Genomic DNA, 14,158 nt, shown 5'->3' with positions numbered 1-14,158 from the left:
GGCTTCGTCTTCAGACCTTGCCCGCATCCACCTCGCGGAGGAACTTGACCAGGCCCTTGAAGTAGGTCTGCTGGTCGTCGTACATGGACATGTGCGAGCCCTGGGCGCAGAAGAGGTAACGGCCCTTGGCCAGCTTGCCCGCCATCATCTCCATGTGCTTGGGGTCCATGGTGTCGTGCTGGCCGCCTATGGTCAGCGTGGGCACCGTGATCTTGCCGAGGTCGGCCACGCGGTCCCATTTCTCCAGCTTGCCGCTGGCGCTCATCTCGCTGGGCCCCTGCATGGGGATGTAGACGTCCTTGTTCAGCCGGGCGAAGGCGCGGTTGACCGGATCGGGCCACTGCTCGGCCGGCATGCGCAGGATGTGGTGCACGTAGTAGTGCGGCACCAGCAGCTCCATGTAGCGCGGGCTGTCGAAGGCCTTCTTCTTCTCAAGCGCCAGGATCTCCGCCAGCACCTTCTGGTCCATGGCCGGCATCAGCACCTTCTCGGCATAGCTGACGTAGGCCGGGATGCTGGCCATCATGTTGGAGATCACCAGGCCCTTGAGGTTCTGCTGGTACTTGAGCGCGTATTCGATGGCCAGCAGGCCGCCCCAGGAATGGCCGAGCAGGTAGAAGTTGCTGTTGTCCAGCTTCAGGGCCTGGCGCACCTGCTCCACCTCCTCGACGAAGCGCGGCAAGTCCCACAGGCTGCCGTCCTTGGGCTGGTCGCTGAAGGCCGAGCCCAGCTGGTCGTAGTAGTAGTACTCGATGCCTTCCTTCGGGAAAAAGCTGTCGAAGGCCTCGAAGTATTCGTGCGTGGCACCGGGGCCGCCGTGCAGCAGCAGCACCTTGATCTTGGGGTTGTTGCCGACACGCTTGGTCCAGACCTTGAACTTGCCCTTGGGCGTGTCGATGCTGATCTGGCGGACGCCGCCGGCCAGCACGTCGTCGCGGCCGGCGGTGTCGAAATAGGCCGACGGCGGGCTGGGCGGTTCCGGTGCCACCGGTGCGGGCGGAGGCGGTGCCGTCGAGGTCGAGGGCGAGCAGGCCGCCAGGAACAGGGAACAGCAAAGCGCAAGAACGAGACTTCTCATGGCGACGATCTCCGGTCGGTACTGCGGTTGCGAATCGGGGACTGCGGATCAGCCTATGTCGCCGCTGTGCAGCGCAGGCGGCCGGCCAAGCCGGCGGTCTTCGAAGAAATGCTGCAGCGTCCGGCGCACGGTGCGGAAGGCGAGCTGATCCCAGGGCAGCTCATGCTCGTGGAACAGCCGCGCCTCCAGCGTCTCCGGGCCCGGATTGAATTCGGTGGACAGCAGCCGGGCCGAATAGAACAGATGGATCTGGCCGACCTGGACCACGTTGAGCAGGCAGTACAGCGGGCCCAGCTCGATGCGCGCGCCGGCCTCTTCGTCGGTCTCGCGCTGCGCGCCCTGGGCGGCGGTCTCGCCCAGTTCCAGGAAGCCGGCCGGCAGGGTCCAGAGGCCGTAGCGCGGCTCGATGGCGCGCTTGCAAAGCAGCACCTGGGTCGCCTCGCCCTCGCCCCAGACCGGCAGGGTGCCGACCACGTTGATCGGGTTCTCGTAGTGGATGCTGCCGCAGTTCAGGCAGGTGGCGCGCTCGCGGTTGTCGTCGGCCGGCACCCGGTATTCGACCGGGCCGCCGCAGCTCGGGCAGTGCTTGTAGCGACGCGCATGGAACATGGCGGCCAGTGTAGCCAGCGCGGTGGCATCATCCCGCCATCGTCCCCTGATCCTGCTCCGCCATGGAACTCTTCAACTATTTCCGCTCCTCGGCCTCCTACCGCGTGCGCATCGCGCTGGCGCTCAAGGGCCTGGACTACGACTACAAGGCCGTCCATCTCGCCAGGAACGAGCAGTTCCACGAGAGTTACGCGGCCGTGGCCAGCTCGCGCCTGGTGCCGCTGCTGAAGGACGGCGAGCAGGTGATCACCCAGTCCATGGCCATCATCGAGTACCTGGACGAAACCCATCCCGAGCCGCCGCTGCTGCCGCGCGATGCCGCCGCCCGGGCGCGGGTGCGAGCCCTGGCCCAGGACATCGCCTGCGAGATCCATCCGCTCAACAACCTGCGCGTGCTGCGCTACCTGGTCAAGGAAATGGGCCTGAGCGAGGACGCCAAGACCCGCTGGTACAAGCATTGGGTGGAGAGCGGCCTGGAGGTGGTGGAGCAGCGCCTGCAGCGCGACGGGATCGCCGGCCGCTTCTGCCATGGCGACACGCCGGGCCTGGCCGACTGTGTGCTGGTGCCGCAGATCTTCAACGCGCAGCGATTTGATTGCCGGCTCGACCATGTGCCGGCGGTGATGAAGGTGTTCGAGGCCTGCATGGCGCTCGAGGCCTTCAGCAAGACCCAGCCTTCGGCTTGTCCGGACGCGGAGTGAGCGCGGCCATCCATCCCGATTGGCTGGTCCCGGACTGGGAGCTGCCGGCGAGCTGGCCGCAGGTCCGCGCCTTCATGACGACTCGCGCTGGCGGCGTCAGCCAGGGCCGCCATGCCAGCATGAATGTGGGCCGCGCGGTCGAGGACGATCCGGCGGCCGTGGCCGCCAACCGGGCACATGTGGATGAAGTGCTGGGTGCGCCGGCGGTTTTCCTGCACCAGATCCACGGCGCCGATGTGCTTGAGCTGGCGCCCATGCACCTGCAAGGGGAACGCCCCAAGGCCGATGCCAGCTTCAGCACCATCCGGGGGCTGGGCTGCGCCATCCAGGTGGCCGATTGCCTGCCCGTGCTGTTCGTCGCGCCGGGCGTGGTCGGCGGTGCGCATGCCGGCTGGCGCGGCCTGGCCGCAGGCGTGCTGGAGAACACGGTGCACGAGATCAGCCGGGCGGCGGGCTGCGAAGCGAGCGAGCTGCGTGCCTGGCTCGGGCCCTGCATAGGGCCGCAGCGATTCGAGGTCGGGGCCGAGGTGCTGGTCGCCTGTGGTGCCGATCCGGCGTCGCCCGATCCCGCGTTCTTCACCTATCGCACCAATGAGCGCGGCGAAGACCGCTGGCTGGCCAACCTGCCGGCGCTGGCCCGCCAACGTCTGCAAGAGGCCGGCCTGAGCCACATCAGCGGCGGCCGCTGGTGCACGCTGAGCGAGCCCTCAAGGTTCTTTTCGTTCCGTCACGAGCCGCTCGCCGGCCGCATGGTCGGCGCCATCACCTTGGTCTGAATCTTCCTGCTGCTGCGCCTGCTGCTCGGCCCGGCGCCGCGCCGCGCGGCGGGCCGGCGTGCCCATCAGGTAGAGCACGATGGACAGCGGCAGCACGCCGTAGAGCATCAAGGTGAAGAAGGCGCCCAGCAGCGTGCCCTGGGTGCTGGTGGCCTCGGCCAGCGTCATCAAAAGAACGACGAAGGCCCAGGCGATGGCGACGATGTACATGCGGTGTCATTGGAAGGTAAGCAACGAAGCGTACAACGTCACCTTGGCGACTGTGGCAAGCTTCTTGCCTGTCCACCGTCGACCACCAGGAGACTTATGAGCAGCAAGAAGAACAAGGCGGAGGCCGCGAACGGCGCCGCCGCGGAGACTGTGAACGATCCCATGGCCGCCATGGGCGAGACGCTGAAGTCGCTGGCCGGACTGCAGATTCCGTTCGAGGCGCTTCAGCAGGCCCAGCAGGCCTACCTGCAGCAGGCGACCGACCTGTGGAACCGCAGCCTGCAGCTGTCCGAGGCCAAGCCGCTTGGCGACCGCCGCTTTGCCGACACGGCCTGGAGTTCCAGCCCGGTCGGTGCATTCACCGCGCAGCTGTATCTGCTGAACGCCCGCACCTTGATGGAGCTGGCCGAGCAGGTGCAAGGCGACGAGAAGACCCGCGCCCGCATCCGCTTCGCGGTCCAGCAATGGGTGGATGCCGCGGCGCCCAGCAACTACCTGGCGCTCAACCCCGAAGCCCAGGCGCTGGCGCTCAAGAGCAAGGGCGAGAGCATCGCCAAGGGCGTGCAGCAGCTGCTGGGCGACATCCAGCGAGGCCATGTCTCGCAGACCGACGAGAGCGCCTTCGAGGTCGGCCGCAACGTGGCCACGACCGAGGGCAACGTGGTGTTCGAGAACGAGCTGTTCCAGCTGATCGAATACAAGCCGCTGACGCCCCAGGTCCATGCGCGGCCCTTCCTGCTGGTGCCGCCCTGCATCAACAAGTTCTACATCCTGGACCTGCAGCCGGAGAACTCGCTGATCCGCTATGCGGTGAGCCAGGGCCATCGCGTCTTCGTGGTCAGCTGGCGCAACCCCGATGCCGGCTGCAAGGCCTGGACCTGGGACGACTACATAGAGAAGGCCGCGATCCAGGCGATCCGCGTGGTGCAGGAGATCGGCGGCAGCGAGCAGATCAATACGCTGGGTTTCTGTGTCGGCGGCACCATCCTGGCCACGGCCCTGGGCGTGCTGGCGGCGCGCGGCGAGCAGCCGGCCGCCAGTCTGACGCTGCTGACCACGCTGATCGACTTCGAGAGCAACGGCATCCTCGACATCTTCATCGACGAGGCCATGGTCGAGCTGCGCGAGCAGACCATAGGCGCCGCGGCGCCCACCGGCCCGGGTCTGCTGATGGGCAAGGACCTGGCGGCGACCTTCAGCTTCCTCAGGCCCAACGACCTGGTCTGGAACTACGTGGTCGGCAACTACCTCAAGGGCGAGGCACCGCCGCCGTTCGACCTGCTGTACTGGAACGGCGACTCGACCAATCTGCCGGGGCCCATGTACTGCTGGTACCTGCGCCACACCTATCTGCAGAACGAGTTGAAGCTGCCCGGCAAGCTGACCGTTTGCGGCGAGAAGGTGGACCTGGGCAAGATCGAGGCGCCGGTCTACATCTACGGCTCGCGCGAGGACCACATCGTGCCCTGGGACGCGGCCTACCGCTCGACCCAGGTGTTCAAGGGCAAGAAGCGCTTCATGCTGGGTGCTTCGGGCCATATCGCCGGCGTGATCAATCCGCCGGCCAAGGGCAAGCGCAGCCACTGGGTGGGCAAGGGGGCTAGCTTTCCCAAGAAAGCCCAGGACTGGCTGGACGCGGCCGTCGAGCATCCCGGCAGCTGGTGGACCGACTGGGCCGCCTGGCTGGCCTCTCACGCCGGCCCCAAGAAGGCCGCGCCCAAGACGCCGGGCAACCGGACGCACAAGGCCATCGAGCCCGCGCCCGGTCGTTACGTCAAACAGAAAGCCTGATTCAGGAGACTCTCGCATGAGCAGCACCGACATCGTCATCGTCGCCGCGGCACGCACCGCCATCGGCAAGTTCGGCGGCACCCTCGCCAAGACCCCTGCGCCCGAACTGGGCGCCACCGTGATCCAGGAGCTGCTGCGTCGCGCCAGGCTCGAAGGCGGCCAGATCGGCGAGGTCATCCTCGGCCAGGTGCTGACCGCCGGCTCGGGACAGAACCCGGCCCGCCAAGCTGTCATCAAGGCCGGCCTGCCCAAGGAAGTGCCGGCCATGACCATCAACAAGGTCTGCGGCTCCGGCCTCAAGGCCGTGATGCTGGGCGCCCAGGCGATCCGCGACGGCGACAGCGAGATCATCATCGCCGGCGGCCAGGAGAACATGAGCCTCTCGCCCCATGTGCTGCAGGGCTCGCGCGACGGCCAGCGCATGGGCGACTGGAAGATGGTCGATTCGATGATCGTGGACGGCCTGTGGGACGTCTACAACCAGTACCACATGGGTATCACGGCCGAGAACGTGGCCAAGGAATTCGGCATCAGCCGCGCGCAGCAGGACGAGCTCGCCCTGGGTTCGCAGCTCAAGGCCGCCGCGGCCCAGGAAGCCGGCCGCTTCAAGGACGAGATCGTGCCGGTGGTGATCCCGCAGAAGAAGGGCGATCCGCTCAGCTTCGAGGCCGACGAGTTCATCAACCGCAAGAGCACGGCCGAGGTGCTGGCCGGCCTGCGTCCGGCCTTCGACAAGGCCGGCAGCGTGACCGCCGGCAATGCCTCGGGCCTGAACGACGGCGCGGCCGGCGTGGTGCTGATGAGCGCCGCCAAGGCCGCCAGCCTGGGCCTGACGCCGCTGGCCCGCATTGCCAGCTATGCCAGCGCCGGCCTGGACCCGGCCACCATGGGCATGGGCCCGGTGCCGGCGGCGCGCAAGGCGCTGGCCCGTGCCGGCTGGTCGGCCCAGGACCTGGACCTGCTGGAGATCAACGAAGCCTTTGCCGCACAGGCCTGCGCCGTGCACCAGCAGATGGGCTGGGACCTGAGCAAGGTCAACGTCAACGGCGGCGCCATCGCGCTGGGCCACCCGATCGGCGCCTCGGGCTGCCGTGTCCTGGTCACCCTGCTGCACGAGATGCAGCGCCGCGGCGCCAAGAAGGGCATTGCCTCGCTCTGCATCGGCGGCGGCATGGGTGTGGCGCTCACCGTCGAGCGCTGAACATTGAACGAGAAAACGGTCCGCGCCCTGAATAGGGGCGGACCCTGTTGACCGCGTTGCTGGCATGCGGGAGCCTGCCAGGCACGAGAGCGGCATTCACGCACAAGCCCTCCGGGCGATTTCTGACAGGAGACAAATGATGAGCAAGAAAGTGGCCTACGTGACCGGCGGCATGGGCGGCATCGGCACCTCGATGTGCCAGCGTCTGCACAAGGACGGCTTCAAGGTGATCGCCGGCTGCGGCCCCAGCCGCGACTACGACAAGTGGCTGAGCGAGCAGGCCGCGCTGGGCTACACCTTCTACGCCTCGGTCGGCAACGTGGCCGATTGGGAATCGACGGTGGCGGCCTTCGCCAAGGTCAAGGCCGAGCACGGCACGGTGGACGTGCTGGTCAACAACGCCGGCATCACCCGTGACGGCATGTTCCGCAAGATGACCCGCGCCGACTGGGATGCGGTGATCGACACCAACCTGAACTCGATGTTCAACGTCACCAAGCAGGTGATTGAGGACATGCTGGACAAGGGCTGGGGCCGCATCATCAACATCTCCTCGGTCAACGGCGAGAAGGGCCAGTTCGGCCAGACCAACTACTCGGCCGCCAAGGCCGGCATGCACGGCTTCACCATGGCCCTGGCCCAGGAAGTGGCCAGCAAGGGCGTGACGGTGAATACCGTGAGCCCGGGCTATATCGGCACCGACATGGTCAAGGCCGTGCGCCCCGACGTGCTGGAAAAGATCGTCGCCTCGATCCCGATCAAGCGCCTGGGCACGCCCGAGGAAATCGCCTCGGTGGTGGCCTGGCTGGCAGGCGAGGAATCGGGCTTCACCACCGGCGCCGACTTCAGCTGCAACGGCGGCTTGCATATGGGGTGAGGCTGGGGCAGAGATCGACCTCAGGGCCGAATTCCGGATCCTGAACTTCCACTCGAACGGCGGCGCCCACGGCTCCGCCGTTTTTCCATGGGCGCATGGATCACCACGCTGCCGGCCAGCTTGTCCTGCCAGCCCTGCTTGCGCTTGTCGAAGGCGATCCAGACAAAGCCCAGGCACAGCGGCAGCATGGCGAGCAGGTAGCCCAGGTAGCGCAGGATCGCCTGGCGGAGCTTCAGGGTCTGGCGGCTCTGGGCGTCGACCACGCGCAGGCCCAGCAGCAGCTTGCCCGGTGTGCCCTGGAAGCGCAGCCAGCAGAGCAGGGCCAGGGCCGCGCCGACCAGCAGGTCGATGGCCTGGTCCTTGAGGCTGGCCAGCGTGCCGATGAATTCGTAGTCGGCCTGGCGCCCGAACAGCAGCAGGATGGGGCCCAGCACCAGCCACAGCAGGGCCGAGTCGATGATGCTGGCACCGAGGCGCAGCCAGAAGCCGGCGTAACGGACCTCGTCGGGCGGGGCGGCGCTCATCCAGTCTTCAGCGCGAGCAGGTTGGAAATGCTGGCCGCGGCCGCGAGCAGCTTGGGCAGGCCCTGGCTCAGCAGCGCCTCGGGCGGCAGGCGGTTGACCTGGGCGCCGAGGTTGAGCGCGGCAATCACCTGTCCGCTGCGGTCGCGCAGCGGTGCGGCCAGCGAGACCAGGCCTTCCTCGAGCTCCTGGTTGACCAGGCACCAGCCCTGCTGGCGGGTTTGCAGGATGCGGTCGCGCAGCTGGTCGACATCGACCACGGTATGGGCGGTGTTGCGCGTGATCACCAGGTGCTCCAGCCGCGCATCCAGCTCGGCCCGCGGCAGTGCGCCCAGCAGCACGCGGCCCATCGAGGTGCACCAGGCCGGCAGCCGGCTGCCCAGGCCCAGGTTGATGCTCATGATCTTGCGGGCCGGCACGCGCAGCACGTAGACGATGTCGTCGCCGTCCAGCACGGCGGCCGAGCAGGATTCCTGCAGCTCGGCGGTCAGCTGCTGCATGGTCGGTTCGGCCAGGTGCCACAGCGGTTGCGAGCTGAGGTAGGCAAAGCCCAGGTCCAGGGTCTTGGGCGTCAGCGAGAACAGCCGGCCGTCCAGCTTTACATAGCCCAGGGTTTCCAGCGTCAGCAGGATGCGGCGTGCGCCGGCGCGGCTGAGTCCGCAGCGCTTGGCCACATCGGTCAGGGTCTGGCGCGGCGCGTTGGCGTCGAAGGTACGGATCACGGCCAGGCCGCGCGCGAAGGACTGCACATAGCCGTCGCCCGGCTTGCGGTCCGGCAGCTCGGAGGACGGGGGCTCCTGCACTTTCATGGCGCGCAGTATATGGACGGCGAAGTGACGCCACGATTTCGCTACGATGCCGGCCATCGCACAAATCCCGCTGGAGGAAATTGACATGGCAATGGACGTGGTCGACTACGAAATCAAGGGCGCCGAGATGCAGTTCGTCGAGGTGGAACTCGATCCCGGCGAGGCCGCGATCGGCGAGGCCGGCAGCATGATGTTCATGGACGGTGGCATCGCCATGGACACCATCTTCGGCGACGGCTCGGCCGGCCAGGGCGGCTTCCTGGGCAAGCTGCTGGGCGCCGGCAAGCGCCTGATCACCGGTGAATCGCTGTTCACCACGGTCTATACCAACCAGGGAACGGGCAAGCAGCGCGTGGCCTTCGCGGCTCCCTATCCCGGCAAGATCCTGCCCATGGACCTGAAGCAGCTCGGCGGCATGCTGATCTGCCAGAAGGATGCCTTCCTGTGCGCGGCCCGCGGCGTCTCGCTGGGCATCGCCTTCCAGCGCAAGCTGGGCGTGGGCTTCTTCGGCGGCGAGGGCTTCATCATGCAGAAGCTCGAGGGCGACGGCCTGGCCTTCGTCCATGCCGGAGGCACGGTGGTGCGCCGCACGCTGCAGCCGGGCCAGACCCTGATGGTGGACACCGGCTGCGTCGTGGCCTACACGCCCAGCATGGACTTCGAGATCCAGTACGTCGGCAAGATCAAGACCGCGCTGTTCGGCGGCGAGGGCCTGTTCCTGGCCAAGCTGACCGGTCCGGGCGAGGTCTGGCTGCAGAGCCTGCCGTTCTCGCGCCTGGCCTCGCGCATCTTTGCCGCTGCGCCGCAGACCGGCGGTGGCGGCCGCGAGGAAGGCTCGGTGCTCGGAGGCTTTGCCGCGGGCGGCCTGCTCGGCGGCCTGCTGGGCGGTGACAACGAGTAAGGCCAGGTCTCTAGACTGAGCCAGCGCAAGCGACCGCAGCGGCGGGCGCTCTACACTGCGGACGCGGCCAGCAGGCCGCCCCGTGCCAAGGATCCATCGATGTTCTCCCGCCTCTGCGTCAGCGCCGCTGCCGCGCTTGCCCTTGCGTTGCCGGCCCTGGCGGCCGCGCCTCACCCGATCTTCGTGCTGAACTCGCTGGACGCCGACATCAGCGTGGTCGACCCGGTCAGCTTCAAGCAGGTCAAGCGCATTCCCACCGGCAAGGAGCCGCACCACCTGTACCTGACGCCGGACGACAAGTCCATGGTGGTGGCCAATGCGCTGGGTGATTCGCTGACCTTCATCGACCCTCGCACGGCCGAGGTGCAGCGGGTGGTGCGCGGCATCACCGATCCCTATCACCTGCGCTTCTCGCCGGACATGAAGTGGTTCGTCACCGCCGGCAACCGCCTGGACCATGTGGCCCTGTACCGATGGCAGCCGCAGAACCCTGAGCAGCCGCTGACCCTGATCAAGCGCATCCCGGCGCCCAAGACGCCCAGCCATCTGTTCATAGACAGCAAGAGCACGGTGGTCTATGCCAGTCTGCAGGACAGCGACGAGCTGACCGCGATCGACCTGAACACCCAGGCGGTGCGCTGGAAGATCCCGGTCGGCAAGATGCCGGCCGACATCTACCTGACACCGGACGACAGGCATCTGATGGTGGCCCTGACCGGCGACAAGCAGGTCGAGGTCTATGACGTTTCGGGTGCGACGCCCAAGCTGGCCAAGCGCATCGTCACCGGCGACGGCGCGCACAGCTTCCGATCGCTGGGTGACAAGCGCCATGTGCTGGTCAGCAACCGCGCGGCGAACAGCATCAGCAAGATCGACCTGCAGAGCTTCACCGTGGTCGACACCTTGCCCGGCCCGGGCGGCCCGGACGACATGGAGATCCTGCCCGACGGCAAGACCCTGCTCGTGACCTCGCGCTGGGCGCGCAAGCTGACCATGATCGACATGCAGACCCGCAAGGTGGTCAAGCAGGTCAAGGTGGGCAAGTCACCGCACGGGGTCTGGACCCTGGACCACGTGCCGCGCTGGTGATGGCTGGCTCGTTGATGCGCCGCTGCCTCGCGGCCGTGCTGGCGCTGGCGCATTGCGGGGCTTTCGCGGCCTCCTGCGACAAGCCTGTCTATCTGACCTTCGATACCGGCCACATGGGCGTGGCCCCGCTGGTGGCCGAGTTGCTGAAGCGCTACGACGCCAAGGCCACCTTCTTCCTGGCCAACGAGCCCACGCAGAGCGGTGGCAAGACGCTGGACGAGGAATGGGCACCCTGGTGGAAGGCGCGCGCCGCCGAGGGCCATGACTTCGGCTCCCACACCTGGGAGCACGACACCTGGCTGGCCGACCTGCCGGACGGCCGCTTCCGGGTCCGCACCGCGGCCGGCATAGAGAAGCCGCAGGTCCGCGAACTCAGCGCCGAGCAGTACTGCGAAGGCCTGCGCAAGCCGGCCCAGCGCTTCCTGGCCATGACCGGCAAGACCATGCCTCCCATCTTCCGGCCGCCGGCCGGCAAGAGTTCGCCGGCTCTGCTGGCCGCGGCCCAGGCCTGCGGCTTCACGGCCGTGCTTTGGAGCCCGGCCGGCTTCCTCGGCGACGAGCTGAACAGCGAGCGCTATCCGAATGCCCTGCTGCTGGAGCGGGCGCTGCGCGACATCCGGCCCGGCGATATCCTGATGGCCCACCTCGGGATCTGGCAGCGCCAGGACGCCTGGGCCCCCGCGGTGCTGGAGCCATTGATGAAGGGTCTGACCGCCAAGGGCATGTGCTTCGCGCCGCTGCGCGAACACCCGCGCTACGCACCGCTGATGCAGCAGCAGATGCAGGGGCGCCAGCCATGATCGAGCGCTTCAGCGATGCTTTCGGCCAGGCCCAGCAATGGCTGTTCGAGACCGCGGTGCAGCCGCTGGTCTTCGGAATGGGCCTGGGCGCCCGGCTGGAAGACGCCTACGACGCCACCGGCTGGCTGCTGGTCGGCCTGGTGCAGATCCTGGTGATGCTGACCCTGTTCAAGGCGCTGGAGCATTGGCGGCCGGTCGAGCCGGTCAGCGACAAGGCGGCGATCCGCGAGGACGTGGTCTACACGCTGATTCACCGCCTGGGCCTGTTCCGCCTGGTGATGTTTTTCAGCCTGGACCCGCTGTTCGACGGCCTGGCCGGCGAGATGCGCCTGGCCGGCGTGCCGACCTGGCAACTGGACGGCCTCTGGCCCGGCGTGACCGACCAGCCGCTGGCGAGCTTCCTGCTGTACCTGGTGGTGTTCGACTTCCTCATGTACTGGCTGCACCGCGCCCAGCACAGCTTCAACTGGTGGTGGGCCCTGCATTCCTTGCACCACAGCCAGCGCCAGATGACGCTGTGGAGCGACAACCGCAACCACCTGCTGGATTCGATCCTGATCGACGCGGCCTTCGTCCTGGTCGCCAGGCTGATAGGCGTGGGGCCGGGCCAGTTCGTGGCCCTGGTCGCGGTCTCGCAGCTGATGGAAAGCCTGCAGCATGCCAACCTGCGGCTGTGGTTCGGACCGGTGCTGGAGCAGCTGCTGGTGAGCCCGCGCTTCCATCGCCGCCATCATTCGATTGGCATAGGCCATGAGTCGGCCGGCAAGGGCACGCTGGGCGGCCACAATTTCGCCGTGCTGTTCCCGCTCTGGGACATCCTGTTCGGCACCGACGACTTCACGCTGCAATACGATGCCACCGGCGTGCGCGACCAGCTGCCCGAGGAGGGCGGACGCGACTATGGCCGCGGCTTCTGGCGCCAGCAATGGCTGGGCCTGAAGCGCATGGCGGGCCGGGGCTGAGGACGAGGAGAGAGCAACTTGGAACACATGAGCCGTCTGGGCGACTCGTTCTGGCGGGCGGTGGCCTACTGCCTGCATCCCAAGGTGATAGGCCTGTCGCTGCTGCCGCTGCTGCTGGTCGTGCTGTTCAGCGGCGGCTTCATGTACTTCTTCTGGGAAGCCTCGGTGGACGGCATGCGCTCGACCATAGAGCACTGGGCCCTGGTCGAGACCCTGCTGCGCTGGCTGGATGCGCTGGGCGCCAACGGCTTCCGCAGCGCGCTGGCGCCGCTGCTGGTGCTGGCCCTGGTGCTGCCGGTCATCGTGGTGCTTAGCCTGGTGATGGTGGCGGTGTGCATGACCCAGGCCATCGTCAAGCTGGTCGCCGAGCGCCGCTTTCCGCAACTGGAGCGCAAGCAGGGTGGCAAGCTCTGGCAGGGGCTGGCCATCACCGCCGGCGCGACGCTGCTGGCCCTCGGGGCCCTGCTGTTCAGCCTGCCGTTCTGGCTGATACCGCCGCTGGCCCTGATCCTGCCGCCGCTGATCTGGGGCTGGCTCAGCTACAAGGTGTTCAGCTTCGACGTGCTGGCCGAGCATGCCTCGGTAGACGAGCGCCGCACGCTGCTGCGCGAGCACAAGATGCCGCTGCTGGCGATAGGAGTGATCACCGGCTACCTGGGCGCTGCGCCGGCCCTGATCTGGGCCGCCGGCATGATGGCCGTGGTGCTGGCGCCGCTGCTGATCGTCGCCACGGTCTGGCTCTACATGCTGGTGTTCGCCTTCTCGACCGCCTGGTTTGCCCACTATGCCTTGGCCGCCCTGCAGGCCTCGCGGGCAGCGGCCATGCCGCCGCCATCACCCGTTGAATTGCAGCCGCTGGTGCCGCTGGCATGAAACGGATCGGCCTGATCGTCATCGGCGACGAGATCCTGTCCGGCAAGCGCCAGGACAAGCACCTGGCCAAGGTCATCGAGCTGCTGTCGGCGCGTGGCCTGCAGCTCTCCTGGGCTCGCTACCTGGGCGACGAGCGCGAGCAGATCGCGGCCGCCCTGCGCGAGGCCTTTGCCGGTGGCGACATCGTCTTCAGCTGCGGCGGCATTGGTGCCACGCCCGACGACCACACGCGCCAGGCCGCGGCCCTGGCCCTCGGCCGCGAGCTGGTGCTGCATCCCGAGGCGCGCCAGCGCATCTGGCAGCGCAGCGTGGAGATGGCGGCGGAGAAGGGCGAGACGCCCGACCCGGAGCATCCCGACACCCTGCGCCGCTTCAGGATGGGCGAGTTCCCGCAGGGCTGCGAAATCATCGAGAACCCCTTCAACCGCATTCCGGGCTTCTCGGTCGGCGAGGTGCATTTCGTGCCGGGCTTTCCGGTGATGGCCCATCCGATGATCGAGGCGCTGCTGGACGGCCGCTACGCAGCCCTGCACCAGGCGGTTGCGACGCGGGAGCTGTCGCTGATCGTCCAGGGCGCTATGGAGGCAGCGCTGACGCCGCTGATGGAAAGCATCGAGGCAGGCTTCCCCGGCATCAAGGTGTTCAGCCTGCCCAGCGTCGACCATCCGCAATGGGGCCGCCATATCGAGCTGGGCGTCAAGGGCGAGGCCGGCAGCCTGGAGGCGGCCTATGCCGCGCTGAAACAGGGTCTGGCCCAGTTTGGTGCCACGGTAAGCGCCGAAATGGTGCGCTGATCCCCGGCAATGGGCACCATGGCGGTGCGCCTATCCCGGTTGGCGGGTCGGTCGGGCGCATAATCCGCCGCCAAGTCCTTTGTGCACCAGAGAAAGGCGGGCAAGGCGCCCCGAAGCGGCCCCTGTCACGCTACTGGCACGCAATCTGCTTAGTTTCCCGAGGTAG

General features: G+C 67.5%; 16 protein-coding genes. 11 read left to right on the top strand and 5 right to left on the bottom strand.

Annotated features, from left to right (window positions below; all coding sequences use genetic code 11):
• Positions 1-10: 10 nt before the first annotated feature.
• Both QT382_RS08435 and QT382_RS08430 read right to left on the bottom strand, forming a co-directional pair.
• Positions 11-1,078 (bottom strand): proline iminopeptidase-family hydrolase, encoded by a 1,068-nt coding sequence (locus tag QT382_RS08435; protein ID WP_289253589.1) that lies wholly within the window; start codon positions 1,076-1,078, stop codon positions 11-13.
• A 48-nt stretch (positions 1,079-1,126) separates the two neighbouring features.
• Complete coding sequence (locus QT382_RS08430) at positions 1,127-1,687, bottom strand: NUDIX hydrolase (protein WP_289253588.1); 561 nt, start codon at positions 1,685-1,687, stop codon at positions 1,127-1,129.
• Between the two features lie 62 nt (positions 1,688-1,749).
• On the opposite strand from QT382_RS08430, the gene maiA reads away from it, so the two are divergent.
• Together maiA and pgeF are read left to right on the top strand one after the other, a co-directional pair.
• A complete protein-coding gene (maiA, locus tag QT382_RS08425; protein ID WP_289253587.1) occupies positions 1,750-2,388 on the top strand; it encodes a maleylacetoacetate isomerase in 639 nt (212 codons plus the stop codon).
• Positions 2,370-3,164 carry a peptidoglycan editing factor PgeF gene (pgeF, locus tag QT382_RS08420; protein ID WP_289253586.1) on the top strand — a complete coding sequence of 265 codons (795 nt, stop codon included), beginning with the start codon at positions 2,370-2,372 and terminating at the stop codon, positions 3,162-3,164. Before maiA ends, pgeF begins: the two co-directional genes overlap by 19 nt.
• Here pgeF and QT382_RS08415 read toward each other — a convergent pair.
• On the bottom strand, positions 3,096-3,374 hold the full coding sequence (locus QT382_RS08415) for a hypothetical protein (protein ID WP_289253585.1): 279 nt from the start codon (positions 3,372-3,374) through the stop codon (positions 3,096-3,098). The two genes, pgeF and QT382_RS08415, sit on opposite strands and share 69 nt — an antisense overlap.
• A gap of 96 nt (positions 3,375-3,470) precedes the next feature.
• Between QT382_RS08415 and phaC the strand changes: the two genes are divergently transcribed.
• The 3 genes from phaC to phbB all read left to right on the top strand — a co-directional run bounded on the left by phaC (position 3,471) and on the right by phbB (position 7,243).
• A complete protein-coding gene (gene phaC / locus QT382_RS08410) occupies positions 3,471-5,165 on the top strand; it encodes a class I poly(R)-hydroxyalkanoic acid synthase (RefSeq protein WP_502929851.1) in 1,695 nt (564 codons plus the stop codon).
• A gap of 16 nt (positions 5,166-5,181) precedes the next feature.
• Complete coding sequence (locus tag QT382_RS08405) at positions 5,182-6,366, top strand: acetyl-CoA C-acetyltransferase (protein WP_289253584.1); 1,185 nt, start codon at positions 5,182-5,184, stop codon at positions 6,364-6,366.
• 139 nt (positions 6,367-6,505) lie between these two features.
• Positions 6,506-7,243, top strand: coding sequence for an acetoacetyl-CoA reductase (phbB, locus tag QT382_RS08400; protein WP_289253583.1), 738 nt, complete (start codon positions 6,506-6,508; stop codon positions 7,241-7,243).
• A gap of 20 nt (positions 7,244-7,263) precedes the next feature.
• Here phbB and QT382_RS08395 read toward each other — a convergent pair whose 3' ends face one another.
• The gene (locus QT382_RS08395; protein ID WP_289253582.1) at positions 7,264-7,767 is read right to left on the bottom strand and encodes an RDD family protein; all 504 of its coding nucleotides are present in this window, start codon (positions 7,765-7,767) and stop codon (positions 7,264-7,266) included.
• Positions 7,764-8,573 (bottom strand): IclR family transcriptional regulator domain-containing protein, encoded by an 810-nt coding sequence (locus QT382_RS08390; protein WP_289253581.1) that lies wholly within the window; start codon positions 8,571-8,573, stop codon positions 7,764-7,766. Before QT382_RS08390 ends, QT382_RS08395 begins: the two co-directional genes overlap by 4 nt.
• Positions 8,574-8,658: 85 nt before the next feature.
• Here QT382_RS08390 and QT382_RS08385 point away from each other — a divergent pair, with 85 nt between their 5' ends.
• The 6 genes from QT382_RS08385 (at position 8,659) to QT382_RS08360 (ending at position 13,992) form a co-directional block, all read left to right on the top strand.
• Complete coding sequence (locus QT382_RS08385; protein ID WP_289253580.1) at positions 8,659-9,474, top strand: TIGR00266 family protein; 816 nt, start codon at positions 8,659-8,661, stop codon at positions 9,472-9,474.
• A 99-nt stretch (positions 9,475-9,573) separates the two neighbouring features.
• Complete coding sequence (locus QT382_RS08380) at positions 9,574-10,563, top strand: YncE family protein (RefSeq protein ID WP_289253579.1); 990 nt, start codon at positions 9,574-9,576, stop codon at positions 10,561-10,563.
• A gap of 14 nt (positions 10,564-10,577) precedes the next feature.
• Complete coding sequence (locus QT382_RS08375; RefSeq protein WP_289253578.1) at positions 10,578-11,363, top strand: polysaccharide deacetylase family protein; 786 nt, start codon at positions 10,578-10,580, stop codon at positions 11,361-11,363.
• Positions 11,360-12,325 (top strand): sterol desaturase family protein, encoded by a 966-nt coding sequence (locus tag QT382_RS08370; RefSeq protein WP_289253577.1) that lies wholly within the window; start codon positions 11,360-11,362, stop codon positions 12,323-12,325. The genes QT382_RS08375 and QT382_RS08370 overlap by 4 nt, the downstream gene beginning before the upstream one ends.
• Before the next feature lie 27 nt (positions 12,326-12,352).
• A complete protein-coding gene (locus QT382_RS08365) occupies positions 12,353-13,198 on the top strand; it encodes an EI24 domain-containing protein (protein WP_289254711.1) in 846 nt (281 codons plus the stop codon).
• Positions 13,195-13,992 carry a competence/damage-inducible protein A gene (locus QT382_RS08360; RefSeq protein WP_289253576.1) on the top strand — a complete coding sequence of 266 codons (798 nt, stop codon included), beginning with the start codon at positions 13,195-13,197 and terminating at the stop codon, positions 13,990-13,992. The genes QT382_RS08365 and QT382_RS08360 overlap by 4 nt, the downstream gene beginning before the upstream one ends.
• The last annotated feature ends 166 nt before the right edge of the window (positions 13,993-14,158 follow it).

The sequence above is a fragment of the Pelomonas sp. SE-A7 genome, from assembly GCF_030345705.1.
In the GTDB taxonomy this organism is placed as follows: domain Bacteria; phylum Pseudomonadota; class Gammaproteobacteria; order Burkholderiales; family Burkholderiaceae_C; genus JAUASW01.
Note: the sequence above shows the minus strand (reverse complement) of the source record. Positions and strands in the feature narration are given on the sequence as shown.